Source organism: Rhodococcus sp. NPDC055024 (assembly GCF_053608585.1).
The window spans coordinates 52,895-76,236 of sequence record NZ_JBSGVT010000022.1; the positions used below are offsets into that span (position 1 = coordinate 52,895).

At 63.4% G+C, this 23,342-nt stretch carries 21 protein-coding genes; 6 read left to right on the forward strand and 15 right to left on the reverse strand.

Going from position 1 to position 23,342, the window contains the following annotated elements:
* Nucleotides 1-6: 6 nt before the first annotated feature.
* The 9 genes from rnc to ACWF6P_RS29775 all read right to left on the reverse strand — a co-directional run bounded on the left by rnc (nt 7) and on the right by ACWF6P_RS29775 (nt 11,252).
* Nucleotides 7-780 (reverse strand): ribonuclease III, encoded by a 774-nt coding sequence (gene rnc / locus ACWF6P_RS29735; RefSeq protein WP_378449558.1) that lies wholly within the window; start codon nt 778-780, stop codon nt 7-9.
* Between the two features lie 19 nt (nt 781-799).
* On the reverse strand, nt 800-982 hold the full coding sequence (gene rpmF, locus ACWF6P_RS29740) for a 50S ribosomal protein L32 (protein ID WP_007729318.1): 183 nt from the start codon (nt 980-982) through the stop codon (nt 800-802).
* 2 nt (nt 983-984) lie between these two features.
* The gene (locus ACWF6P_RS29745; RefSeq protein ID WP_007729319.1) at nt 985-1,545 is read right to left on the reverse strand and encodes a YceD family protein; all 561 of its coding nucleotides are present in this window, start codon (nt 1,543-1,545) and stop codon (nt 985-987) included.
* 189 nt (nt 1,546-1,734) lie between these two features.
* Nucleotides 1,735-2,496 (reverse strand): DivIVA domain-containing protein, encoded by a 762-nt coding sequence (locus tag ACWF6P_RS29750; protein WP_230813222.1) that lies wholly within the window; start codon nt 2,494-2,496, stop codon nt 1,735-1,737.
* A 132-nt stretch (nt 2,497-2,628) separates the two neighbouring features.
* Nucleotides 2,629-3,123, reverse strand: a complete 495-nt coding sequence (gene coaD / locus ACWF6P_RS29755; RefSeq protein ID WP_452623437.1) for a pantetheine-phosphate adenylyltransferase — start codon at nt 3,121-3,123, stop codon at nt 2,629-2,631.
* A complete protein-coding gene (gene rsmD / locus ACWF6P_RS29760; protein ID WP_378449560.1) occupies nt 3,120-3,686 on the reverse strand; it encodes a 16S rRNA (guanine(966)-N(2))-methyltransferase RsmD in 567 nt (188 codons plus the stop codon). Before rsmD ends, coaD begins: the two co-directional genes overlap by 4 nt.
* Nucleotides 3,683-7,087, reverse strand: a complete 3,405-nt coding sequence (locus tag ACWF6P_RS29765; protein WP_452623438.1) for a pyruvate carboxylase — start codon at nt 7,085-7,087, stop codon at nt 3,683-3,685. Before ACWF6P_RS29765 ends, rsmD begins: the two co-directional genes overlap by 4 nt.
* Before the next feature lie 120 nt (nt 7,088-7,207).
* Nucleotides 7,208-9,469, reverse strand: a complete 2,262-nt coding sequence (gene recG / locus ACWF6P_RS29770; protein WP_452623439.1) for an ATP-dependent DNA helicase RecG — start codon at nt 9,467-9,469, stop codon at nt 7,208-7,210.
* Between the two features lie 73 nt (nt 9,470-9,542).
* Entirely contained in the window at nt 9,543-11,252 is a 1,710-nt protein-coding gene (locus ACWF6P_RS29775) for a DAK2 domain-containing protein (protein WP_378449562.1), read from the reverse strand.
* Nucleotides 11,253-11,586: 334 nt separating this feature from the next.
* Here ACWF6P_RS29775 and rpmB point away from each other — a divergent pair, with 334 nt between their 5' ends.
* Entirely contained in the window at nt 11,587-11,778 is a 192-nt protein-coding gene (gene rpmB, locus ACWF6P_RS29780) for a 50S ribosomal protein L28 (RefSeq protein WP_003942669.1), read from the forward strand.
* Nucleotides 11,779-11,909: 131 nt separating this feature from the next.
* On the forward strand, nt 11,910-12,704 hold the full coding sequence (locus tag ACWF6P_RS29785) for an enoyl-CoA hydratase-related protein (RefSeq protein ID WP_378449563.1): 795 nt from the start codon (nt 11,910-11,912) through the stop codon (nt 12,702-12,704).
* A gap of 66 nt (nt 12,705-12,770) precedes the next feature.
* On the opposite strand, the gene ACWF6P_RS29790 is transcribed toward ACWF6P_RS29785, so the two are convergent.
* Genes ACWF6P_RS29790 through ACWF6P_RS29800 form a run of 3 tightly spaced genes read right to left on the reverse strand, consistent with a single transcriptional unit; the run spans nt 12,771 to nt 15,022 of the window.
* A complete protein-coding gene (locus ACWF6P_RS29790) occupies nt 12,771-13,442 on the reverse strand; it encodes a uracil-DNA glycosylase (RefSeq protein ID WP_452623440.1) in 672 nt (223 codons plus the stop codon).
* The gene (locus tag ACWF6P_RS29795) at nt 13,442-13,963 is read right to left on the reverse strand and encodes a gamma carbonic anhydrase family protein (RefSeq protein WP_378449565.1); all 522 of its coding nucleotides are present in this window, start codon (nt 13,961-13,963) and stop codon (nt 13,442-13,444) included. The genes ACWF6P_RS29790 and ACWF6P_RS29795 overlap by 1 nt, the downstream gene beginning before the upstream one ends.
* 9 nt (nt 13,964-13,972) lie before the next feature.
* Nucleotides 13,973-15,022, reverse strand: coding sequence for a thiamine-phosphate kinase (locus ACWF6P_RS29800; RefSeq protein WP_452623441.1), 1,050 nt, complete (start codon nt 15,020-15,022; stop codon nt 13,973-13,975).
* Between the two features lie 77 nt (nt 15,023-15,099).
* Between ACWF6P_RS29800 and ACWF6P_RS29805 the strand changes: the two genes are divergently transcribed.
* Nucleotides 15,100-15,792 (forward strand): DUF3515 domain-containing protein, encoded by a 693-nt coding sequence (locus ACWF6P_RS29805; RefSeq protein WP_378631294.1) that lies wholly within the window; start codon nt 15,100-15,102, stop codon nt 15,790-15,792.
* Here the strand turns inward: ACWF6P_RS29805 and ACWF6P_RS29810 are convergent, their stop codons facing one another.
* The 3 genes from ACWF6P_RS29810 to ACWF6P_RS29820 form a co-directional block, all read right to left on the reverse strand.
* Entirely contained in the window at nt 15,793-16,899 is a 1,107-nt protein-coding gene (locus tag ACWF6P_RS29810) for a D-alanine--D-alanine ligase family protein (protein ID WP_452623442.1), read from the reverse strand. It abuts the gene before it with no gap.
* A gap of 72 nt (nt 16,900-16,971) precedes the next feature.
* Complete coding sequence (locus ACWF6P_RS29815) at nt 16,972-18,123, reverse strand: cystathionine gamma-lyase (protein ID WP_452623443.1); 1,152 nt, start codon at nt 18,121-18,123, stop codon at nt 16,972-16,974.
* Entirely contained in the window at nt 18,120-19,118 is a 999-nt protein-coding gene (locus ACWF6P_RS29820; protein WP_019747941.1) for an NAD(P)H-dependent glycerol-3-phosphate dehydrogenase, read from the reverse strand. Before ACWF6P_RS29820 ends, ACWF6P_RS29815 begins: the two co-directional genes overlap by 4 nt.
* 126 nt (nt 19,119-19,244) lie before the next feature.
* Here ACWF6P_RS29820 and cofC point away from each other — a divergent pair, with 126 nt between their 5' ends.
* The 3 genes from cofC (at nt 19,245) to ACWF6P_RS29835 (ending at nt 23,233) form a co-directional block, all read left to right on the forward strand.
* Entirely contained in the window at nt 19,245-19,994 is a 750-nt protein-coding gene (gene cofC / locus ACWF6P_RS29825; protein ID WP_452623444.1) for a 2-phospho-L-lactate guanylyltransferase, read from the forward strand.
* Between the two features lie 135 nt (nt 19,995-20,129).
* Complete coding sequence (locus tag ACWF6P_RS29830) at nt 20,130-22,289, forward strand: RNA degradosome polyphosphate kinase (protein WP_378449575.1); 2,160 nt, start codon at nt 20,130-20,132, stop codon at nt 22,287-22,289.
* A 17-nt stretch (nt 22,290-22,306) separates the two neighbouring features.
* Entirely contained in the window at nt 22,307-23,233 is a 927-nt protein-coding gene (locus ACWF6P_RS29835) for a bifunctional NUDIX hydrolase/histidine phosphatase family protein (protein ID WP_452623445.1), read from the forward strand.
* The last annotated feature ends 109 nt before the right edge of the window (nt 23,234-23,342 follow it).

Here is a 23,342-nt window from a genome sequence, read left to right on the forward strand (position 1 = left end):
GTGAACTCAGCCGGCAAGATCAGGCGCGTCGTCGGCAGCAACTGCGGTAGCAGCGGCATTCTCCGACATCGTCTTCCATGCCGAACTTGCTGCCTTCTGCTCGGCTTCCTTCTTGGAACGACCGACACCGACACCCAAGGGTTTGCCACTGATGAGAACGGTGGCCGTGAATTCCTTGTCGTGATCGGGTCCGGTAGCGGTGATCTCGTAAACGGGAACTCCGGCACCGTGTTCTGCGGTCAGTTCCTGCAGACTCGTCTTCCAATCCAGACCCGCGCCCAGAAGCGGTGCGCGAGTGAGTAGATCGTCGAACAGATCGAGAACAACGCGTCGCGCAGTCTCGATGCCGTGCTGCAGGTGAATGGCGCCGAGAATCGACTCCATGCCGTCGGCGAGAATGGACGGCTTGTCACGGCCGCCCGTCATTTCCTCGCCCTTACCCAACAGCAGGTGTGCACCGAGTCCACCTTCACCCAGAGTCCTGGCGACCTCGGCGAGTGCATGCATGTTCACCACGCTGGCACGGATCTTCGCCAGATCACCTTCGGATTTGTCCGGGTGGGACAGGTAGAGATTTTCGGTCACCGTGACGCCGAGAACGGAATCCCCGAGGAACTCGAGGCGCTCGTTCGTGGGCAGTCCGCCGTTCTCGTACGCGTACGAGCGGTGCGTGAGAGCCAGGGTCAGAAGACCGGGCTCTATATCTACGCCGACAGCGGCGAGGAGCTTGTCGTGATTGCCCTCGCCGCCGGCGGCTGAAACTGTATTTTCGCTCGTCATAGTCTTTCTCCGGGGAGAACTAGACAGCAGCGGTTACCTGGCGGCCCTTGTAAGTACCGCATGACGGGCATGCGATGTGGGGAAGGGTCTGCTCGCCACAGCCACGGTTGGGGCAGGTAACGAGGGTGGGCACAGTGGTCTTCCACTGGCTACGACGCGACCGCGTGTTGGATCGCGACATTTTGCGCTTGGGGACAGCCACTTCTACTTCTCCTCGGCTTCGGTGATCACAAGATTTTCGCTGGTGTTTGATTCCACGCCAAATTTGGCCGCGAGACCAGCCCAGCGAGGATCAAGTATGTCATGCCCATGCCCAGATTCCGCAATCGCCAGGCGAATGCCACATTCTGAGCACAATCCCAGGCAATCGTCACTGCACAGAGGCTGGAGCGGAAGCGCCAGCCCGACTGCATCGACGATGACCGGTTCGAGGTCGATTTCGTCGTCTTCGACCGCGTAGACCTCTCCCTCTTCCGTCGTCTCCTCGGTGGTGCTGTCCGGGTAAGCGAACAACTCCGTGAGATAGATGTCCACAGTGTCGGTGAACGGTTCGAGGCACCGCGAGCACTCACCCTTGGTGGGTGCGTGCACGTTTCCGGTGACAAGAACGCCTTCGGACACTGCTTCGAGACGAAGATCGAGATCTATGTCCGCGCCCGCTTCGATCGCGATCAGATCGAGACCGATACGGTTCGGGGACTGAATTGTTCTCTCGACGGTACGCATCGACCCTGGACGACGACCGAGCTTGACCGTGTCCAGCAAAAATCCCGCATCACTTGACTGATGCGACGAACTACGACGATGCGTTGACAAAGAGAACTCACCTATCTGTTGAAACTGGTATGGGCAACCACTCCACAATACGGCAGCTACAAGGCAAATCCCAATTCCGTCCACGAAAAAGTGGGCCGCCCCATATCGGACGACCCACCCTCGACTGTCTGATCCGCTCTAGCGGCGCCGCTCCGAACGACGATCGTCGTCCTGGTAATCGGGAACTCCCGAACCCGTTCGAAGCTGCTGACGACCACGCCCGACCGATCGAACGGTTCCCGTGAGGAACTCCTCGAACTCGGCCAACTTGGTGTCGACGTACAGGTCGCACTCCGAACGCATCCGATCGGACTCGGCGTGAGCGGCATCGATCACCCGCGCAGATTCCGCGTGGGCTGACTGGACAACCTCGGTCTGGGAGACCAGACGAGCCTGCTCTGCCGTTCCCTCGGCCACCGAATGGTCGTACGAAGCCTGGCCCGACTCGATCATCCGATCGGCCTCGGTACGAGCCCGTCCGGTCACTGCGTCGTACTCACGACGGCCGTCAGTGACAGTGCGTTCCGCTTCTGCCTCTGCGTCCTCGACCAACTGATCGGCATGTGCACGTGCTTCGGCAACCATGCGATCGGCCTGAGCCTTGGCGTCGGACAGAATGCGGTCGGCGTCGTCGCGTGCGTTCTCCACAGTCGACGTCGCCTCGGCGTTGGCGCTGCTGACGGTCTTCTCCGCGTTGGCTCGCGCGTCACCGACCAATTTGTCCCGATGATCGAGGACGTCCTGAGCGTCGTCCAACTCGCTCGGAATTGCGTCCCGGACGTCGTCGAGAAGCTCGAGTACGTCGCCGCGAGGCACAACACACCCTGCGGTCATGGGAACACCGCGCGCCTCTTCGACAATTGCGACCAGTTCGTCCAGTGCCTCGAATACGCGGTACACAAGCAACCCCAATCTCTTACCGGCCGAATTCGGCCCACATCGTCACCGGTCCACTCGGACCTGTGCCCGTTCCTGTCCAAGTTTGCCGGAAGAACGGCCAACGGGGTGTCGTCGTGGTCGGTGTGTCGGGGATCAGCTGTTTTCTGCTGCTCGTTCGGCGATACGCGCGAGTAGCCGAGAATGCACCTTGGCCGGGAGCATGTCGGAGACGTCGCCACCGAAGGTCGCGACTTCCTTCACGAGAGAACTCGACAGGTAGCTGTAGGTCGGATTCGTGGCGACGAAGAGCGTGTCGACGCCTGTGAGCTTCTGATTCATCTGAGCCATCTGCAGCTCGTAATCGAAGTCGTTCGCGCCGCGCAGACCCTTGACGATCGCGCTGAGGCCTTCTTGTTTCGCAAAGTCGACCAACAGTCCGTGCCACGACGTGACCCGAACATTGGGCAGGTGACTCGTCGCGTCTTCGAGCATCTCGATCCGCTCGTCGATCGTGAACATGCCACGCTTGCTCTTGTTGATCAGCACGGTGACCACGACCTCGTCGAATTGCGCAGCAACTCTTCCGATTACGTCGAGGTGACCCTTGGTCACAGGGTCGAAGGATCCGGGGCAGACGGCGCCAGTCATGAGTCCAGACCGTAGCAGGTGGCCAGCTCGATGCGAGCTTCACCGTAGTTCTTCGCCTTGATCGGCTCGTAGCCCTGCGGCCACACGGTCTCCGGCGAACGCGACGAACGTTCGAGTACCACGATCGTGCCCTCCCCCACCCATTTGTTGACCTGCAGATCAATGAGCATCGACACGACGGCCTCGTCGGTCACCGCATACGGCGGGTCGGCGATGACTATGTCGTATTCGCGCGCGCTCGGCCCCGACACCACGGCCGCGACCGGAGCGGCGCGAACCGTCGCCCCCGGCAACGCGACAGTGCTGATGTTCGCCTTGATGACGGCAGCGGCTTTGGCATCGGATTCCACGAGAACGACGTGCTCGGCTCCACGTGAAAGCGCTTCGAGGCCGAGGGCACCCGAACCCGCGAAGAGGTCGAGAACCGCGCACCCTTCGAGATCGATGCGCGCTTCGAGTGCACTGAACAACGCCTCGCGAACCCGATCCGACGTCGGACGGGTGCCGCTCGGCGGGACTCGCAGGCGTCGACCGCCCGCGAGACCCGAGATGATGCGAGTCACTCTGCGGCGCTCTCCCCCGTCGAGACGACTACCAGCAGGTCTCCGCCCTCGACCTGCTGAACAGCGCTGATCGCGATCCGCGAAACGACGCCGGCACGCGGCGAGGTGATCGCCGCTTCCATCTTCATCGCTTCGATCGTGGCCACGGTGTCGCCGGCCTCGATCTTCTGGCCTTCCTTGACCGCGAGCGTCACGACGCCCGCGAACGGTGCCGCCACGTGGCCCGGGTTGTTCTTGTCGGCCTTCTCCGCCACCGGCACGTCACTGGCAATGGAGCGATCGCGGATCGAGACCGGACGCAGCTGGCCGTTCAGGATGCACATGACAGTGCGGTAGCCGCGCTCGTCGGGCTCGGAAATCGCTTCGAGACCGATGATCAGTTCCACGCCGGGAGCCAATTCGACGCGGTGCTCGTCGCCGCGCCGCAGACCGTAGAAGAACTGGTTCGCCGACAACCGCGACGTGTCGCCGTACTTCTCGCGGTGCTCGAGGAATTCCTTTGTCGGGCCGGGGAAGAGCAGACGGTTCAGCGTCGCCTGACGGTCCTTCGAAGAGCCCTCCAGCAGTACCTCGTCCTCGGCGGAGAGCGTCGCTTCGGGCTTGGCCTGGCCACGGCCTTCGAGCGCCTTGCTGCGGAACGGTTCCGGCCAGCCACCGGGAGGCGTACCGAGTTCGCCGCGCAGGAAGCCGACCACGGAGTCGGGAATGTCGAACTTCGCCGGGTCTGCGGCGAACTCCTCCGAAGGCACACCGGCACCGACAAGATGGAGCGCGAGGTCGCCGACAACCTTCGACGACGGCGTCACCTTGACCAGATGCCCGAGCATGCGGTCTGCGTCGGCGTACTTGGCTTCGACCTCTTCGAACCGGTCGCCGAGGCCGAGAGCAACGGCCTGGGTGCGTAGGTTGGAGAGCTGGCCTCCCGGGATCTCGTGCGTGTACACGCGTCCCGTCGGGGCCGGTAGACCGGATTCGAAGGGCGCGTACACCTTTCGCAGCGCCTCCCAGTACGGCTCGAGGTCGCACACGTTCTGCAAGTTCAGTCCGGTGTCGAACTCGGAGTGCGCAGCAGCGGCGACAATGGCCGAGAGCGCAGGCTGGCTTGTGGTTCCGGCCAATGCCGCCGAAGCACCGTCGACTGCGTCGGCGCCCGCCTGCCACGCGGCGAAGTACGTGGCCAACTGTCCACCGGGGGTGTCGTGCGTGTGGACGTGAACCGGCAGATCGAAATTGCTGCGTAGCGCCGTCACGAGCTTGGTGGCCGCCGGAGCGCGCAACAGGCCGGCCATGTCCTTGATCGCGAGCACGTGAGCGCCGGCATCGACGATCTCTTCTGCCAACTTCAGGTAGTAGTCGAGCGTGTACAGCGTTTCGTTCGGATCCGACAGATCGCCGGTGTAGCTCAGCGCCACCTCGGCGAGAGCCGTTCCCGTCTCACGCACCGCGTCGATGGCAGGGCGCATCTGGTCGACGTTGTTGAGCGCGTCGAAGATTCGGAAGATGTCGATGCCGGTGTCGGCGGCTTCCTGGACGAATGCGCGCGTGACCTTCTCCGGATAGGGCGTGTAGCCCACCGTGTTTCGTCCGCGAAGGAGCATCTGGAGGCAGATGTTCGGGATCGCTTCACGGAGCGCGGCAAGCCGATACCACGGATCCTCGTGCAGGAAGCGAAGTCCCACATCGTACGTCGCGCCGCCCCAGGCTTCGATCGAGAGCAATTCCGGCGTCAACCGAGCAACGTGCCCGGCAACTCCGAGCAGTCCGCTGGTTCGAACTCGCGTGGCCAACAAGGACTGATGCGCGTCGCGGAAAGTGGTGTCGGTGACGCCGACGGCCTTCTGCTCACGCAGTGCCTTCGCGAAACCTTCGGGACCGAGTTCGAGCAGACGCTGGCGGCTGCCGGCGGGCGGCGGCGTCGAAAGATCGATCCTGGGCAGTTTGTCCTGCGGGTACACCGAAGAGGGACGCTCGCCGTGCGGCTTGTTGACCGTCACATCGGCGAGGTAGGTCAGGATCTTGGTGCCGCGGTCGGCGGAGGAACGCAGGGTCAGCAGCTGCGGACGTTCCTCGATGAAGGAGGTCGTCACTCGTCCGGCCCGGAAGTCCGGGTCGTCGAGAACCGCCTGCAGGAACGGAATGTTGGTCGAGACGCCACGAATACGGAACTCGGTGACCGCGCGGCGAGCCCTCGCGACGGCGGCTTCGAGGTCGCGACCGCGGCAGGTGAGCTTGACCAGCATCGAGTCGAAGTACGCTCCGACCTCGGCACCGAGCGTCGCGCCGCCGTCAAGGCGGATACCGGCACCGCCCGGGGTGCGGTACGCGGTGATCCGGCCCGTGTCCGGGCGGAATCCGTTGGCCGGATCCTCGGTCGTGATGCGGCACTGCAGCGCCGCTCCGCGCAGCTTGATCGTGTCCTGTGACAGACCCAGATCTGCAAGCGTCGAACCGGACGCGATCTTGAGCTGCGACTGGACCAAGTCCACGTCCGTCACTTCTTCGGTGACGGTGTGCTCCACCTGAATTCGCGGGTTCATCTCGATGAAGACGTGGTTGCCGCGCTTGTCGAGGAGGAACTCGACAGTGCCGGCGCACGTGTACCCGATCTCCTTCGCGAAAGCGACGGCGTCGGCACAGATCTTGGCGCGCAACTCTTCCGAGAGGTTGGGGGCCGGAGCAAGCTCGATCACCTTCTGGTGGCGACGCTGCAACGAGCAGTCACGCTCGAAGAGGTGGATGACGTTGCCCTGCTCGTCGGCGAGGATCTGCACTTCGATGTGCCGGGGGTCGATGACGGCCTGCTCGAGGAACACCGTCGAATCGCCGAAGGCCGACTCCGCTTCGCGCGCTGCGGCTTCGATCGATTCCTTGAGCTGTGAGCGTTCCGCAACGCGCCGCATTCCGCGTCCGCCGCCGCCGGCGACAGCCTTAACGAAGAGCGGGAAGGTCATGTCCTCGGCTGCTGCGAGCAGCTCGTCGATGTCCGCTGACGGCTCCGAAGACGCGAGCACCGGGAGACCGGCGGCCTTGGCCGCGGCGATGGCGCGTGCCTTGTTGCCGGTCAACTCGAGGATCTCGGCGGAGGGACCCACGAACTTGATGCCTGCCTCGGCGCACGCCGCCGACAGATCCGGGTTCTCGGAGAGGAAACCGTAACCGGGGTAGATGGCGTCCGCTCCGGCGCTCTTTGCGGCGGCGACGATCTCCTCGACCGAGAGATACGCGCGAACGGGGTGACCCTTCTCCCCGATCTGGTAGCTCTCGTCTGCCTTGAGACGGTGGATCGAGTTCCGATCCTCGTACGGGAACACCGCGACGGTTCCGGCACCTAGTTCGTAGGCGGCGCGGAAGGCACGGATCGCAATTTCGCCGCGGTTCGCGACGAGCACTTTGGAGAACATTCGAGAAAACTACCCCGATTTCATCTTGCGTCTACATGCGGAGTCTCATATTTCGGACTGAATCGAGAAACCAACCCGGCGGTCCTCGTGCTATTCGATTTCAGCTTGTCGTCATACCCGTCACGACTTCTCGAGGTACTCGATCCGCTCGGAGTCCAGCGCAGCGGTCACCATGGAAGCCAAGGCGGGATGACCGTCGAGCGATGGATCGTCGTCGACGATTCCCTGGGCGAACTCCCGGGCGGATTCGAGGATGTCTCCGTGTGCCATGAGAGAAAGCAGCCGCAGGTTCGAGGTCGTGCCCGACTGCGCAGCTCCGAGGATGTCGCCTTCGCGTCTGGTCGCGAGGTCGAGCTGAGCCAGTTCGAACCCGTCGTTGGTCGCGGCCACCGCGGAGAGTCGCTCGTATGCCGGCCCGCCGGGATTGCTTCCGGTGACGAGAATGCAGAGTCCCTGATGCTTTCCACGGCCGACACGACCACGCAGCTGATGGAGCTGACTGACACCGAACCGTTCGGCATCGACGATCACCATCACCGTCGCGTTCGGGACGTCCACACCGACTTCGACGACGGTCGTGCAGACAAGGACGTCGATGTCACCGACGTTGAACGCGCTCATGACGACGTCTTTTTCGTCGGAAGGCAGTCGACCGTGCAGCAATCCGACTCGCAGATCGGCCAGCGGGCCGCTCGACAGCTCCTCGAAGACGTCGACCGCCGACTTGGTCTCCGGCTGCTTCTCCTCGGTGAACTGGTCTTCGCCTGCGCCCTGCTCACCGTCGCCGATCCGCGAGCACACGACATACGCCTGACGGCCGTCGGCAACGTCCTCCCGAATTCGTTCCCACGCGCGATCCACCCACTGCGGCTTCTGCTTCGCAGGCACGACGTTGCTCTTGATCGGAGTACGCCCACGCGGTAGCTCCCGCAGGGTCGATACCTCGAGATCGCCGAGCACCGTCATGGCGATGGTTCGCGGAATCGGCGTTGCCGTCATCACCAGCAGATGCGGACTCAGGCCTTCACGTGCCCGCGATCGCAACTGATCACGTTGCTCGACGCCGAAGCGGTGCTGCTCGTCGACCACGACCATCCCGAGGTTGAAGAACTCGACGTTGTCCTGGATGAGCGCATGGGTACCGATGACAATCCCGGCGTCACCGGTCACGGCCTCGAGCAGCGCTGCGCGTTTCGCGGCCACCGGTAGCGAACCGGTCAGAAGGGCGATACGGGTGGAGTGTTCGGCTGAACCGAGCTCGCCGCCTGCGGCCAGCGGACCCATCATCTTGCGCAGTGATCGCGCGTGCTGATTGGCGAGGACTTCGGTGGGTGCGAGCAGCGCGCACTGATAGCCCGCGTCGACGACCTGCAACATCGCGCGCAAGGCCACGATCGTCTTGCCGGACCCGACTTCGCCCTGAAGAAGCCTGCTCATCGGGTGTGGGCGGGCAAGGTCGCTGGAGATCTCCTCCGCGACTGCCTGCTGTCCCTCCGTCAGCGTGAACGGGAGCATCTCCTCGAACTGGTCCGCGATCCCGCCGGCAACCGCAGTGCAGGCCGGAGCTACACGTTCGGAGTTGTCGTGACGCCGCATCGCGAGGACCAACTGCAGAGACAGAGCCTCGTCGAAGCGCAGACGATCCTGTGCACGTTCGATGTCTTCCTTGGTATCGGGAAGGTGCACGGTTCGCAGAGCTTCGTCCAAGCCGATGAACCCGTGCTCGGCCCGAGTCTCGTCAGGCAGCGGCTCCTCGATCGGATCGAGTTGGTCGAGTACCTGCCGCACGCACCGCATGATTGTCCAACTCTCGACCTCGCGGGTCGCCGGGTACAGCGGGATCAATGCCCGGTCGAAGACGGAGAGATCGAGTTCTGCGCCGGGGTCCTGATTTGCGCGAGCCAGACCGGCAAGGTCGCCGGCCCCCTTGATGGATGCCAGAGGAACCACTGAATCCTCTTCGCCGACACGAGGTTCCGGGAGGATCAGATAGCTCGGATGAGTGAGAGACCACTTCCCGCGGAAGTACTTGACCGTCCCGGAGAACATCGCCCGCACGCCGGGCTTGATGACGTGACGCACCTTCTGCGGATTGAAGAACGTGACGTCGACGGTCTGCGAATCGGTCGCGAGCGAGACCCTCAGCATCTGTCCTGGACGGTTCTTCATCTTCACGACGGCTGCCGACGCCACCCGCGCGATGATGGTGATGTGCTCACCCTCGGGCGGCTCTTTCTCGGCAAGTTCCTTGCCTGCCGACGCGTACCGGTGTGGGTAGTGACGCAGCAAGTCCTCGACGGTCCGGATCTCGAATGCCTCGTCGAGCGCCTCCGCGGTCTTCTTTCCCAGCAGCCGATCGAGTGGGTCGCCGAGCGTCGCCATCAGTTCCTCCAGCACAGTGTCGCGATAAGCACAGGTGTTCGTATATCAGCAGTCACCGACAGACTCGGTCCGATCACTCCACGCCCAACTGGAACAGGTCACCGGGCTGATCACCCTGATACACGAGTACGTCCACACCCGGGTGGTGCGCGATCACGTGGGCCTCGAGCTGCGCTGCCAGGTCGTCCGGTGCGTCGGCCCCCATGAGAAGGGTCACGAGTTCACCGCCGGATCCGAGCGCAAGATCGACCAATCGCGCACTCGACTCGGCGACATCGGGACCGATGAGCACCACCTCGTGACCCATCAACCCGATGGCGTCCCCCGGATCACACGTCCCGACGTAGGTCAGCGAGCGCTCGACGGCAATACGCAAAGATCCCCAGCGCGTCGCCGCTGCAGCCTCGGACATCGTGAAGCCGTCGTCGGCGACGTTGCGCTGGGCGTCGTGAACGGCGAGGGCGGCCAAGCCCTGCACCATCGACGACGTCGACAGCAGCAGGACCTGGTGAAGCGGATCGCGTGCAGCGGCACTGACTGCGACCAGTTCCTGAGCGGTCAAAGCTCCGTTCGGCAGCACCAGGACTTCGCTTCGCTCCATCTGACGAATGCGCCCGAGCAGCTGCGCGCGTGTGACCGGCGCATCGTCGCAACGAAGAACGGTCGCGCCCTCACTCTCGAACAACGCCGACGCGCTTTCACCGGCGACGACGGCCAGAACGCCGCGTGCGCCGGCGCCCGGGAATCGCCTCTCCGCCCGTGCCACCAGCTGGTCGCGTTCGTCGACGAGAAAACTGCTGATGCGAATGCCGTGGACCTTTCCGGCCTCGAGGCCTGCTTCCACCGCCGCGCCGGCATCGCAGCAATGTACGTGCACGGACCAGCCGCCGAAGCCGTCGCTGACGATGACCGTCGAATCCCCGAGGACGGAGAGTCGCGTGCGCAGCGCCGCCATCCGATCGTCGTCGGAGTCGTCGACGAGGTACATGACCTCGAAATCCTGCTCCGAGTGATCACCACATTCGATCGGGCTCTTGTGAGCCCAATCGTGATCGAATGCACTGACATCGACCAGGGAGGTCGAGCGCAGGTCCGGTGTTCCCAGATCCTCGCGGACCTGAGACTTCCCGGTGACCACCTCGACAAAGGCGTCGAGGATCAGAACGAGACCGAATCCCCCGGCATCGACCACCCCGGCGGACGCCAGAACGTCCAGTTGCTCCGGCGTCTTGTTCAGTGCGACCGCAGCGGCGTCGGCAGCGGCGGCAACTACGGAAGCAAGGTCCTCGCCGCTCGGCGTCCTGGTGTCGACGCACTCTTGCGCTGCTTCTCCCGATGCACGCAGAACTGTGACGATGGTGCCTTCCACCAGATCGGAGACAGCCCGTGAGGCCAGCGTCGTCGCCGTAGTCAGTGAGTTCGCGAAGCTGCGGCCGTCGATGTGCTCGCCTTGAACGCTCTCGGCGATACCCCGGATCACCTGGGAGAGGATCACGCCGGAATTGCCCCGGGCGCCGGAGACAGCGCCCCGAGCCAGAGCGTTGGCGACGCGGCCCGCACTGCGGACGTCGTCCTCGATCGTCTCGGCGGAATCGAGCGCGGCCCGCATCGTGAACAACAGATTGGTGCCGGTATCCGAATCAGGGATGGGAAAGACGTTCAGGCTGTTGATCTCTCCGCGACGTTTCTGGAGGCTGTCGACGGCCCGGCGGGCCCAGCGCCGCAGCAAATGTCCGTCCGCGACGGATTCTGCTTCCTCGGCGACGCCTTGTACTTCCCCCACTGACGGTTCCCCTCGACGATGGAAAGACTGACGATGAAAAAAGAGATCGGTGATCGGTGCAGTCGAGGGTAGTCCGACGCTTCTGCGCAGCCGTCATTACCGGGCGGTTTGGCCATTCGGGCCGGATGCGGTTACTCTTACACGGTTGCCTCGAACGGGCTACACGAAATAATGCTGCACTTTGTTTGTTGCTGATTGACTGTTTTCACGTTCGGCTGCACAGTGAGCGGTCAAGGATCGATTCGAAGTCGAGTATATTCGGATTGTAATTCTGGCTGCCCTACCGTGTAGGGTAACCACTTCAATATTCATTTCTAACAAGGAGTTCGCGACTATGGCTGCCGTCTGCGACGTATGCGCCAAGGGGCCCGGCTTCGGTAAGTCGGTCTCGCACTCGCACCGGCGTACCAATCGTCGCTGGAACCCGAACATTCAGTCTGTTCGTACCGAGGTTGCCCCGGGTAACACCCGTAAGGTCAACGTGTGCACCTCCTGCCTGAAGGCAGGCAAGGTCGCTCGGGGCTGATTGCCCGAGCACAAACTATTGCAGGCTCTGCCCCCGTCACTTCGGTGACGGGGGCAGAGCTGTATCTATGTGACTGTATCTATGTGTCCCCGTGTTTCGTATGGCTGTCAGACACCCGTAATGTGCGTTGAGTGACTTCTATCGATGACCTGAGCAAGGTGACCCTCGACGAGGGCGTACTCCGCATCACCATTTCCACCGCCGCCAACGGCACCTCCCTCGACGACGAAGGACTGGTTCAGGGCGCGCAGGCGCTCGAGACAGTCGGAAACGACATCGGGAGCATCCTGCTGGTCGGCGAAGGCGCAAACTTCTGTGCCGGAGGCAACGTCCGCGCGTTCGCCGCAGCCCCCGACCGCGGCGAGTACGTGGCCGAAGTTGCCCGCGTCTTCCACGTGTTCGTTCGCGCGCTCGACGCCGCTACCGCTCCAGTGGTGGCCGGAGTCCACGGATGGGCCGCCGGCGCCGGAATGAGCCTGGTCTGCCTCGCCGACGTCGCAATCGGCGGCACCGGCACCAAGCTTCGTCCCGCCTACCCCTCCATCGGTTTCACCCCGGATGGCGGAATGTCATGGACGCTTCCCCGCATCGTCGGCGTGGCCCGCGCTCGCGAAATTCTTCTCAACGATTCGGTGATCGGGGGCGACGAAGCCGTCCGGCTGGGGATCCTCACCCGACTCGTCGGCGACGACGAGGTTCAGGAAGAGGCAGCGCGCCTCGCCCGCGCCTTGGCCAACGGACCGAGCACGTCGTACTCGGGAATCAAGGCGCTGCTGCGATCGTCGCGGACGAACTCGCTTGCCGAGCAACTCGACGCCGAAGCCGCGTCCATCGCCCTCGCGGCGAACAGCCCCGTCGGCCGCGAGGGTGTCGACGCATTCGTCGACAAGCGTCGCCCCGATTTCACGTCCGCAAAGCAGGCGTAATCGAATTGCCGTGCCGAACGTCGCGTCACGACATTCGGCACGGCAGTTCGTTCAGACGCAGCTCGTTCAGCCCAGATTCCAGTCGACCGGATCAGCTCCGAGTCCGGTCAAGAGCTCGTTCGCACGACTGAACGGACGCGAACCGAAGAAACCGCGCGAAGCCGAAAGCGGTGACGGATGCGCGGATTCGATGATCGGTGTGTCGCCGAGCATCGGCGCGAGAGTAGCCGCGTCGCGACCCCACAAGATCGCGACCATCGGTGACGATCGCGCGACCAGAGCGCGGATGGCCTGCTCGGTCACCGGCTCCCAGCCCTTCTTACGATGCGAAGCGGCTTGACCCGGCTGCACGGTGAGAACGCGATTGAGAAGCAGCACACCTTGTTTCGACCACGGAGTCAGATCGCCGTTCGACGGTATCGGCAATCCGAGATCCTGGTGATATTCCTTGTAGATGTTGCCGAGGCTTCGCGGAACCGGCCGCACGTCCGGGGCGACCGAAAAGCTCAACCCGACAGCATGACCGGACGTCGGGTAGGGGTCTTGACCGACGATGAGCACTCGAACGTCTTCGAACGGATTCGTGAACGCACGCAAGACGTTCTCCCCCGCCGGCAGATACTCTCGCCCCGCAGCGATCTCTTCACGCAAGAACGTGCCCATCGCGGAGATCTGCTCCGACACCGGTTCGAGTGCCCGCGCCCACCCTGGATCGACGATCTCTGCAAGCGGCGCCATCAGTCGAGCCTGCGCAACGCGTCGCGATAGTACGCCGCATTGGCTGCGTACATCTTGACGTTGCCGTCGAGGTGACCGAGCGGAACCTCGTATCCCGCACGGACCTTGGCGGGCACACCGAGCGCCATGCTGCGCGGCGGAACCTGCATCTTGTTGGCCACCACCGCACCAGCGGCGACAATCGACCCCGTACCGATCACCGTTCCGTTGAGGACCACGGACCCCGATGCGATCAAGCAGTTGTCTTCGATGGTCGAACCTTCGATGTGTGCGTTGTGGCCCACGACGCAGCCCGAACCGATGACGGTCGCATCGATTGCAGTGCAGTGGATGACGGTTCCGTCCTGGATATTCGATCCGAGACCGACCGAAATGGTTCCGTAGTCACCACGCAACACCGCTTGCGGCCAGATCGAGGTGCCCGCCGCGAGAGTCACGGCGCCGATCACCACCGCGTCCGGGTGGACGTATGCGTCCGGATGTATGTCCGGAACTCTGTCTCCAAGTGCATATACAGCCATGAAAGCAACCTATACCGCAGTGGTACCGGTGGTCGAAAAGCTGTGCCAACCCCCACCGCTCTCGCGAAGAGAACCGTCGACCGAGACACCGGAACCTGCGACGACCTCACCGATCACGGTCCATCCCGACGGAATCTCGACCTCCGGTCCGAAAGTTGCTGCAAATCCGTGATCTTCACCACCGGACAAGATCCAGTGCAGCGGATCGACATCGAGCGCCTCGGCCGCCGACAAGACGTCTGCTGAGGTGGGAACCGCGGCCGACACGATGTCGCACCGTACGTGTGATGCCTCTGCGAGATGTCGAAGGTCCGCGATCAATCCGTCGGAGACGTCCGTCATCGAGTGTGCTGATTCTGCGGCGTCCCAGGCCGATTGATACGGCGGATTCGGAACACGATGAGAGGCAAGTAAATCTGGAAAACTGCCGGTTTCGTCGAGCAGTTCGGTTTCGTCGAGCAGTAGTGCCAATCCCGCTGCCGAGCAACCGAACAGCCCGGCGACAGCGATCTTGTCACCGACCTTTGCACCCGAACGGAGAACTGCCGGACGGCCACCGAGATCGCCGAGCACAGTCACCGACACGACGATCACCGGTGACTGGACCAGGTCACCGCCGACCACACCGGCCCCCAGATCTGTTGCCGCGTCCCAGATCCCGGCCGAGATTCCGTCGATCACGTCGACGGGAGTCGAGGGCGGGCACCCCAGTGACACCGTGAATGCCGTCGGCCTGGCTCCCATCGAAACCACATCAGCGGCGTTCTGGGCCACCGCCTTGCGGCCGATGTCCCGTGGCGAAGACCAGTCCACTCGGAAATGCCGACCTTCGACCAACATGTCGGACGAGACAACCACGCGGCCGTCACCGGACGTCACGATCGCGGCATCGTCACCCGGCCCCAATTCGGTGGTGACCGGTTGGATTCGGCCGACCAGAGATCGCGCGATCACGTCGAACTCCCCCACCTGCTCGACAGTGGGCTGTGATTCGAACTCCGATGATGCAGTGGACTCCGATGATGCGGTGAACTCCGATGATGCGATGAGTGTCTCCAATGCCGACGCAATTCGCTCGTAAGCGGCCTGCGGTACCTTCTAGCTGTGGTCGTGAACGCTTCTGCAAGCTCACGCGTGTGTCGGCAATCCTACCGATTCACCGACGTGTCCTCAGAAGTGACGAGACCGCTGATCGACTGGACCAGGACCCGAGCGAAGAACTGAGCATGGCAGACAACACTTCCACCGCAGACAACGCCGACATCGACCCCGACGGCGAGGACGATCCGACCGAACGCCGCAGCCCGGCGCTGATCGCCACTGCCATCGCACTGCCGGTGGCCCTGATCGTCGGAGTGGTGATCGCAGCCGTCGTCGCGGGCAATAATCCTGAACTCTCGCCGGTAGCGCTGGGACCCGTACCGGCGCCGGCAGCCGAGTCGGAGGCCTGCGTTTCTCTCCTCGGCGCGCTTCCCGACAAGATCGACGACTTCACGAAAGCCGAGTTGGTGGAACCTGCCCCGGCCGGAGCAGCCGCGTGGCAGCGCAGCGAAGGTGAGCCGATCGTGTTGCGCTGCGGGCTCGATCGTCCGACCGAGTTCGACCAGGCGGCCGCGCTCCAGGTCGTGAACGGCGTCCAGTGGTTCCAGGTCTCGGGAACCGACATCGGTCTGGCGGCCAGCACCTGGTTTGCCGTCGACCGTGGTGAGTACATCGGCATCACGGTTCCCGACGGGACCGGCCCGACGCCGATTCAGGAGATTTCCGACACCATCACGGCGACTCTGGAGCAGAAGCCTCTCGACCCGGCGCCGGTCGCGGTTCCCTGATCAGCGAAGCCCGGTGCCGCGAGCGACAGCGGTGTCGATCAGCGTCGAAATCAAAGTGCGGTAATCGATTCCGGTAGCGTTCCACATCTTCGGGTACATCGAGATGGAGGTGAACCCCGGCATCGTGTTGATCTCGTTGATCACCGGGCCGTTCGCGGTCACGAAGAAATCGACCCGCGAGAGTCCCTGGCAATCGAGTGCCTTGAACGCACGGACGGCCAGCTCTCGAATCTGGTCGCTCACCGAATCGTCGAGTAACGCGGGGATGTCGAATTCGCAGACGTCGTCGAGGTACTTGGTGTCGAAGTCGTAGAACGCGTCCGAATCGGCGTCGGAATCCGGCATCCGGATCTCGGCGACCACGCTCGCTTTGACGTCACCGTTCGGGAATTCGAGGACGCCGCATTCCACCTCACGGCCGATGATCGCGCCTTCGACGATCACCTTGGGATCGTGCAGGCGTGCATAAGCGATTGCCCCGTCCAGCCCATCCCAATCGCTCACCCTCGTGATCCCGATGGACGAACCACCTCGAGCGGGCTTCACGAACACCGGAAGGCCCAACTCCGCCTTCTGCTCTTCGGTCAGCGTTGCGGTTCCCGGTCGAAGCACGACCTGCACTCCGACGGGAAGTCCTTCAGCGGCAAGAAGCTTCTTCGTGAACTCCTTGTCCATGCCGGCGGCGCTGGCCAGGACTCCGGGTCCGACGTACGGAACCCCGGCAAGTTCGAGCAGACCTTGAATGGTGCCGTCTTCGCCGTAAGCGCCGTGCAGGACCGGGAACACGACGTCGACCGATGCGAGCACAGCCCCGGCGTCAGAGCCGTCGAAGGAGATGACCTCGCCCTCGCGGGTGGGGTCCGCGCTGAGGACCACCAAGGTTCCGTCCTTGTCGACCGACGGCAGCGCTCGCCCACTGATCGCCAGGGAGCTGGGGTCGCTCGAGCCGAGCACCCAGGAACCGTCGACGGTGATGCCGATCGGTACGACGTCGTACCGATCGGGGTCGAGGTTGCTCAGGACGCTTCCGGCGGAAACACAGGACACTGAATGCTCATTGCTCCGGCCACCGAAGATCACGGCCACGCGGGTACGGCTGCTGTTCACGCGTCAAACCGTACCGCCGAATCGACTTCGGCACGCGATCGGGCCGGACCGGAAATCATCGACGTGGTCCGTCTACGCGTCGAGTGCGCGCTCGATATCGGCCAGGAGATCGGTGGTGTCCTCGATGCCACAAGCGATTCGGACAAAACCCGCACTGACCGGATCGCCCCAGCGCGCTCGGCGATCCGCCGTCGTGTGGATCCCGCCGAAGCTGGTGGCAGCCGTGACGAGAGCACTCGCGTCGACGAACGAGTGGAACGCCTGAGCCGAATCCAACTCGACGCTCACCAATCCGCCGAATCGATTCATCTGACCGGATGCCGTTGCGAAGGACGGGTCACCGCGAAGGCCGGGGTAACGAACGGACCGGACTGCTTTGTGACCTACCAACATCTCGGCCAGTGCAAGCGCGTTGTCGCACTGACGCCCGAATCGCAGTCCTGCCGTGCCGAGACTCCGGTGCGCGAGCCACGTCTCGAAGGGTCCGAGCACCGTTCCCGAGAGAAGTCGCTCGCGCTCGATTCGCTGACCGACCGCCGCATCGGAGGTAGCGACGTAACCCATCAGGAGGTCACTGTGCCCGCTGAGGGCCTTGGTGCCGCTGGCCACCACGATGTCGGCACCCAATTCGAGCGGGCGCTGGCCCAGCGGTGTTGCAGTCGTGTTGTCGACGATCAGGAGCGCGCCCGAACGGTGGCACACGTCGGCGAGCACGCGAAGGTCGACCACGTCCAGCACCGGGTTGGACGGCGTCTCGGCGACGACGACCACGCGGCCCGGCGACGCCTCGATCAGATCCGCGAAGCTCGCGTCACCCATCTGCAGGGTCGAGACCTCCCGAACGGTGATCCCCAACGGCGCCAACCGTTCGTTCGCGTACAACCGCACCTGGTAGTACCCGTCCGACGGCACGACGACCGTATCCCCGGTGACGAGCACGCTGCGCAAGGTCGCGGTGATCGCGGACATCCCCGATCCCATGACGAGTGTGTGGTCCGCTCCCTCGAGCGCCGCGAGCGCAGATTCGAGTCCGCGCCAACCCGGGTTCGATGCACGAGCGTAGGTATCGGATTCGGAACCTTCGTCGGCCGAAAGTTGGTACGGCGCAGCGAATATCGGACCGAGCTGCATCGGCTGACCTGCCGCGTGTTCCCGCGCTACCGCGCTGACGCTGCGCGTCGAATCCCCGTAACCCTCGAAGTGACTCACACCGATTTCGCTCACTCCGGCTTGGTCCGGCGTCCGAGCAACTGACCGATTGCATCGCTGACGGCCATGCCTTCGTGGCACACCCGATGGACGGCGTCGGTCAACGGCATCTCGACGTCGTATCCGGCAGCGAGTGCGCGCACCGACGTGCACGACTTCACGCCCTCGGCGACCTGTCCGTTTGTCGCCTTCTGCGCCGACTCCATCGACCCGCCCCGTCCGAGCCGCTCGCCGAACGTCCGGTTTCGCGACAGCTCGGAGGTGCAGGTCGCGACCAGGTCACCGACTCCCGCCAGACCGGCAAGTGTCGATGCCTTGGCACCGAGCGCAACGCCGAGACGAATCGTCTCGGCGAGCCCACGGGTGATGATGCTGGCAACGGTGTTGTCGCCGAACCCACTACCGGCGGCCATGCCGCAGGCCAGTGCAATCACGTTCTTGCACGCACCACCGATCTCACAACCGATGACGTCGGAATTGGTGTACGGCCTGAAATAGCCGGTAGCGCAAGCATCCTGGAGAGCGAGGGCACGCGAGGAATCCGAGCAGGCGATCACCGTCGCCGCGGGCTGCCCGCTGGCGATCTCGTGTGCAAGATTCGGACCCGAGAGCACTGCGACGCGCCCCGGTTCCACGCCGGTCACCGACACGATGACCTGACTCATGCGCATGAGCGTCCCGGTCTCGATCCCCTTGGCCAGACTCAGCAGAGTCGCATCGGGTCCGATCGAGCCCTTCCACTGCTCCAGGTTTCCCCGTAGCGACTGCGAGGGAACCGCCAGGACGATGAAATCAGCGCCTGCCATCGCCTCCTCGTGGTGGTGAGTCGCGCGAATCGACGAAGGCAAAGCAATGCCCGGCAGATAGTCGCTGTTCTCGTGCGTGGTGTCTATGCGCTTCGCGACCTCTTCACGCCTGGCCCACATGGTCACGTCGGTTCCGGCCTCGGCCATCACCTTCGCCAACGCCGTTCCCCACGAACCTGCGCCCAGTACAGCTGCCTTACTCACACGCTCACCCCGTCTACCCGGCGAAGCGGGTCGCCGCCAGAAAAATCGTCTGCACAGAGTATCGCCTGTAGCTCGCTGCGGTGGGCAGCCGCGGACACCAAGCGCGGTGACTGGCAAGATCGAGGAATGGACAGCGCGGAACCCCCGTACCCACACGTCGTGGAGACGCCGCATGCGCACGCGGAGATCGAACGCCCCATGCATGCGATAGTTGCCGTCAAGTCCTTGAGATCGGCCAAGTCTCGCCTCGCGGACGAACTCGACTCGGACGCGCGGGCGGACCTCGTGTTGGCAATGCTCCACGACACCCTGTCCACAGTTGCTTCCGTCTCGGCAATCGACGGTGTCACCGTGGTCACCCCCGACCCGACCGTCGCCGCTCTCGCATACTCCGTCGGCGTCACCGTCTATGCCGATCCAGCTCCCGACGGCGCGCGAACCAACGGCGCCCCACCACGCACGGAGGAAACTCTCAACGCAGCCTTGAGCGCAGCGGCCACCGATATCCGGGCCAAGCGCGGAGTGGTCGACCTCGTTGTGCTGCAAGCCGACTTGCCCGCCATGCAACCGAGTGAGTTGTCGGAGGCGGTAGTCGCAGCCCGAAGTGGCGGACGTTCCATCGTCGTCGATCACCTCGGCACCGGCACCTCGGCACTCTTTGCGTGTGGCGAGAGCTCACTCGACCCTCTATTCGGCCCGGAATCCGCACGCGGACATACCAATTCAGGTGCACGACGACTGACCGGCCAGTGGCCGGGACTGCGGACCGATGTCGACACTCATGCCGACCTCGACACTGTGCGAGCACTGGGAGTAGGCCCAGCCACACTGGCTTCGTTGACCAGACTCAAGGCCGCGCCGTCGAACAGTCGATGAATTTTCTTTCATCGATTGTCGGACCGCGCGATTGTGGGGGATGATCGACGAGTGAGCAATGGCGAAGCACTCGAAAACCGTATTTCCGAAGACCAGTCGGACGGAGACCACAGCTCCGACCGACACGAGAACGGCGTGGCCGCCTCGACTCGATCTCAGGCCGTCGCGACTGCCACCAACATCCCGGGCGCTCCCCCTGCAGCTACCAAGGCAGAGCTACCCGAACTGCTCGTCGGACTCCCCGAGGATCGTTACCTCAACCGCGAACTCAGCTGGCTCGATTTCAATGCGCGCGTTCTCGCATTGGCCGCCGACGAGTCACTGCCGTTGCTCGAACGCGCAAAGTTCCTCGCCATCTTCGCTTCCAATCTCGACGAATTTTTCATGGTCCGGGTCGCCGGACTCAAGCGCCGCGACGAGACGGGCCTGTCGGTCAGGTCTGCCGACGGACTCTCCCCACGCGAACAATTGGCGCTCATCGCGCGCCGCACCCAGGAACTCGCCGACAAGCACGCACACGTGTTTCTCGACTCGGTCCGCCCCGCGCTGGCGGCAGAAGGCATTTCGATCGTTCGGTGGGCCGATCTCAGCGCCGACGATCACGGCCGACTCTCGGCGCATTTCCACGAGCAGGTCTTCCCGGTACTGACGCCGTTGGCGGTCGATCACGCCCACCCGTTCCCCTACATCAGCGGACTGAGCCTCAACCTCGCCGTCACCGTGAAGGACTCCGTCACCCGCGGCGAACACTTCGCTCGCGTCAAGGTCCCCGACAACGTCGGCCGGTTCGTGCGAGTCAAGAGCACGACGTCTTCGTCGACCATCGATTCGTTCCTCCCGATGGAAGAACTGATTTCGGCTCATCTGGACGTACTGTTCCCCGGAATGGAAATCGTCGAACATCACGCTTTCCGAATCACGCGCAACGCCGATTTCGAGGTCGAAGAGGATCGCGACGAGGATCTGTTGCAGGCACTCGAACGTGAATTGGCGCGTCGCCGTTTCGGTTCGCCCGTCCGACTCGAAGTCGCCGACGACATGACCGAGCACATGCTCGAACTGCTTCTGCGTGAACTCGACGTCGACCCGGCCGACGTGATCGAGGTGTCCGGTCTCCTCGACTTGTCCTGCCTCTGGCAGGTTTACGCCGTCGACCGCCCGGCACTCAAGGACGCTCCGTTCGTCCCGGCGACGCATCCGGCGTTCGGCGAGCGTGAGACGCCGAAGAGTGTGTTCTCGACCCTGCGCGACGGCGACGTGCTCGTCCACCATCCTTACGACTCGTTCTCCACCAGCGTTCAGCGCTTCATCGAACAAGCCGCCGCCGACCCGCAGGTGCTCGCGATCAAGCAGACCCTGTACCGCACTTCCGGCGACTCCCCCATCGTCAACGCACTGATCGACGCCGCCGAGGCCGGCAAGCAAGTTGTTGCCCTGGTGGAGATCAAGGCGCGCTTCGACGAGCAGGCCAACATCAAGTGGGCACGCAAACTCGAGCAGGCCGGCGTTCACGTCGTCTACGGTCTCGTCGGTCTCAAGACTCACTGCAAGACGTGCCTCGTCGTCAGGCGTGAGGGGTCGACCATTCGCCGTTACTGCCACATCGGCACCGGCAACTACAACCCGAAGACCGCGCGCATGTACGAGGACGTCGGATTGCTCACCGCAGCACCGGAGATCGGCGCGGACCTCACCGACCTCTTCAACTCGCTGACCGGATACTCCCGTAAGACGAGTTACCGCAACCTTCTCGTTGCGCCGTACGGGGTTCGCCGCGGGATCATCGAGCGGATCGACAACGAGATCGCTCACAAGCTCGCGGGCCGCGATGCCGGTATCCGATTGAAAGCCAACGCATTGGTGGACGAGCAGGTCATCGACGCGTTGTACCGCGCTTCCAAGGCGGGTATCCCCGTAGAGATCGTGGTCCGCGGAATATGCGCGCTCAAGCCGGGGGTTCCGGGCCTCAGCGAAAACATCGAAGTACGTTCCATTCTCGGCCGGTTCCTCGAGCACTCGCGAATGTTCCATTTCCGCTCTGCCGACGAATTCTGGATCGGCAGCGCAGACATGATGCACCGCAACCTCGATCGCCGCGTCGAGGTCATGGTGCAGGTCAAGGATCCGAAACTGTCGAAGCAACTCGGTGACATCTTCGATTCCGCGCTCGATCCCCGAACTCGCTGCTGGGTACTGCATCCGGACGGCAGTTGGGTAGCTGCCCCCGAACGCGGCGAGGACGTACGCGAGCATCAACAGTCGTTGATGCGCAGCCGCACCTCCAGCGGGTCTTGACGGGCTCGGATCACACAATGAGCGACAAGCCGGTCAAAGCCAACATCTTTGCCGCAGGCGCGGTTCTGTGGCGGAAGGCTCCTGAGGATCCTTCCGCCATCGAGATCGCCGTCGTACATCGACCGAAGTACGACGACTGGTCATTCCCCAAAGGCAAACTAGACCCCGGCGAGACCTTCCTGACCGCGGCGGTTCGCGAGGTGCGCGAAGAGACCTCGATCACCGGACGTTTCGGCAGGCACCTCGGTGGCGTGACATACCCGATCCCGGGGCATCGCAAACTCAAGCGGGTCGAATACTGGTCGGCAGAAGCAGTCGACGGAGATTTCGGACCGAATAACGAAGTGGATGTTCTTTATTGGCTTCCGGTCGCCGAGGTCGCCGATCATCTTTCGTACCCGATGGATCGAATGATTCTTCGCCGCTTCGTTTCCATTCGGCCGGACACCAAAACGGTATTACTCGTCCGCCACGCAAAAGCCGGAAGCCGGAAGCGATACAAGGGCGACGACAATCTGCGTCCACTCGACGCCAAGGGCAAAGAGCAATCGGCCGCGTTGGTCGAGCAGCTGAAAATATTCGGCGCCGATTCCGTTTTCGCGGCCGACCGTACTCGCTGCATCGACACCGTGATGCCGTTGGCGGAGGCATTGGGTGTCGAGATTTCTACGGAACCTCTTCTGACCGAAGAGGGTTATGCGGCCGATCCCGATGCCGCTCGGGCCCGCGCGTTGCAGATCGCCGCGATGGAGGGCACACCCGTGATCTGCAGCCAAGGAGGCGTCATTCCCGATCTCATGCGCTGGTGGGCCGATACGGCCGGTGTAACACTGCCCTCTGCACGCAACCGTAAGGCGAGCACCTGGGTGCTCTCGTTCCTCGACGGCCGTCTTGTCGCGGCCGATCACCTCGACAGCCCGCTCCCCAAAGTCGCCAACTCCTGAGGGATTTGGGCAATCGGAGCGTGGGACCGATTCGGTAGTTTTGCAAAGCATTGAAACACAGGAGAATTCAGACTTCTCCGAGACAGCAAAAAGAGGTGTAGCCGCGGAT

Coding starts and splice junctions, on each gene's coding strand:
- rnc (WP_378449558.1), bottom strand. CDS start 780: ATGACGAGCGAAAATACAGTTTCAGCCGCCGGCGGCGAGGGCAATCAC.
- coaD (WP_452623437.1), bottom strand. CDS start 3,123: ATGACTGGCGCCGTCTGCCCCGGATCCTTCGACCCTGTGACCAAGGGT.
- ACWF6P_RS29765 (WP_452623438.1), bottom strand. CDS start 7,087: ATGTTCTCCAAAGTGCTCGTCGCGAACCGCGGCGAAATTGCGATCCGT.
- recG (WP_452623439.1), bottom strand. CDS start 9,469: ATGGCGACGCTCGGCGACCCACTCGATCGGCTGCTGGGAAAGAAGACC.
- rpmB (WP_003942669.1), top strand. CDS start 11,587: ATGGCTGCCGTCTGCGACGTATGCGCCAAGGGGCCCGGCTTCGGTAAG.
- ACWF6P_RS29790 (WP_452623440.1), bottom strand. CDS start 13,442: ATGGCGCCGCTTGCAGAGATCGTCGATCCAGGGTGGGCGCGGGCACTC.
- ACWF6P_RS29795 (WP_378449565.1), bottom strand. CDS start 13,963: ATGGCTGTATATGCACTTGGAGACAGAGTTCCGGACATACATCCGGAC.
- cofC (WP_452623444.1), top strand. CDS start 19,245: ATGGACAGCGCGGAACCCCCGTACCCACACGTCGTGGAGACGCCGCAT.
- ACWF6P_RS29835 (WP_452623445.1), top strand. CDS start 22,307: ATGAGCGACAAGCCGGTCAAAGCCAACATCTTTGCCGCAGGCGCGGTT.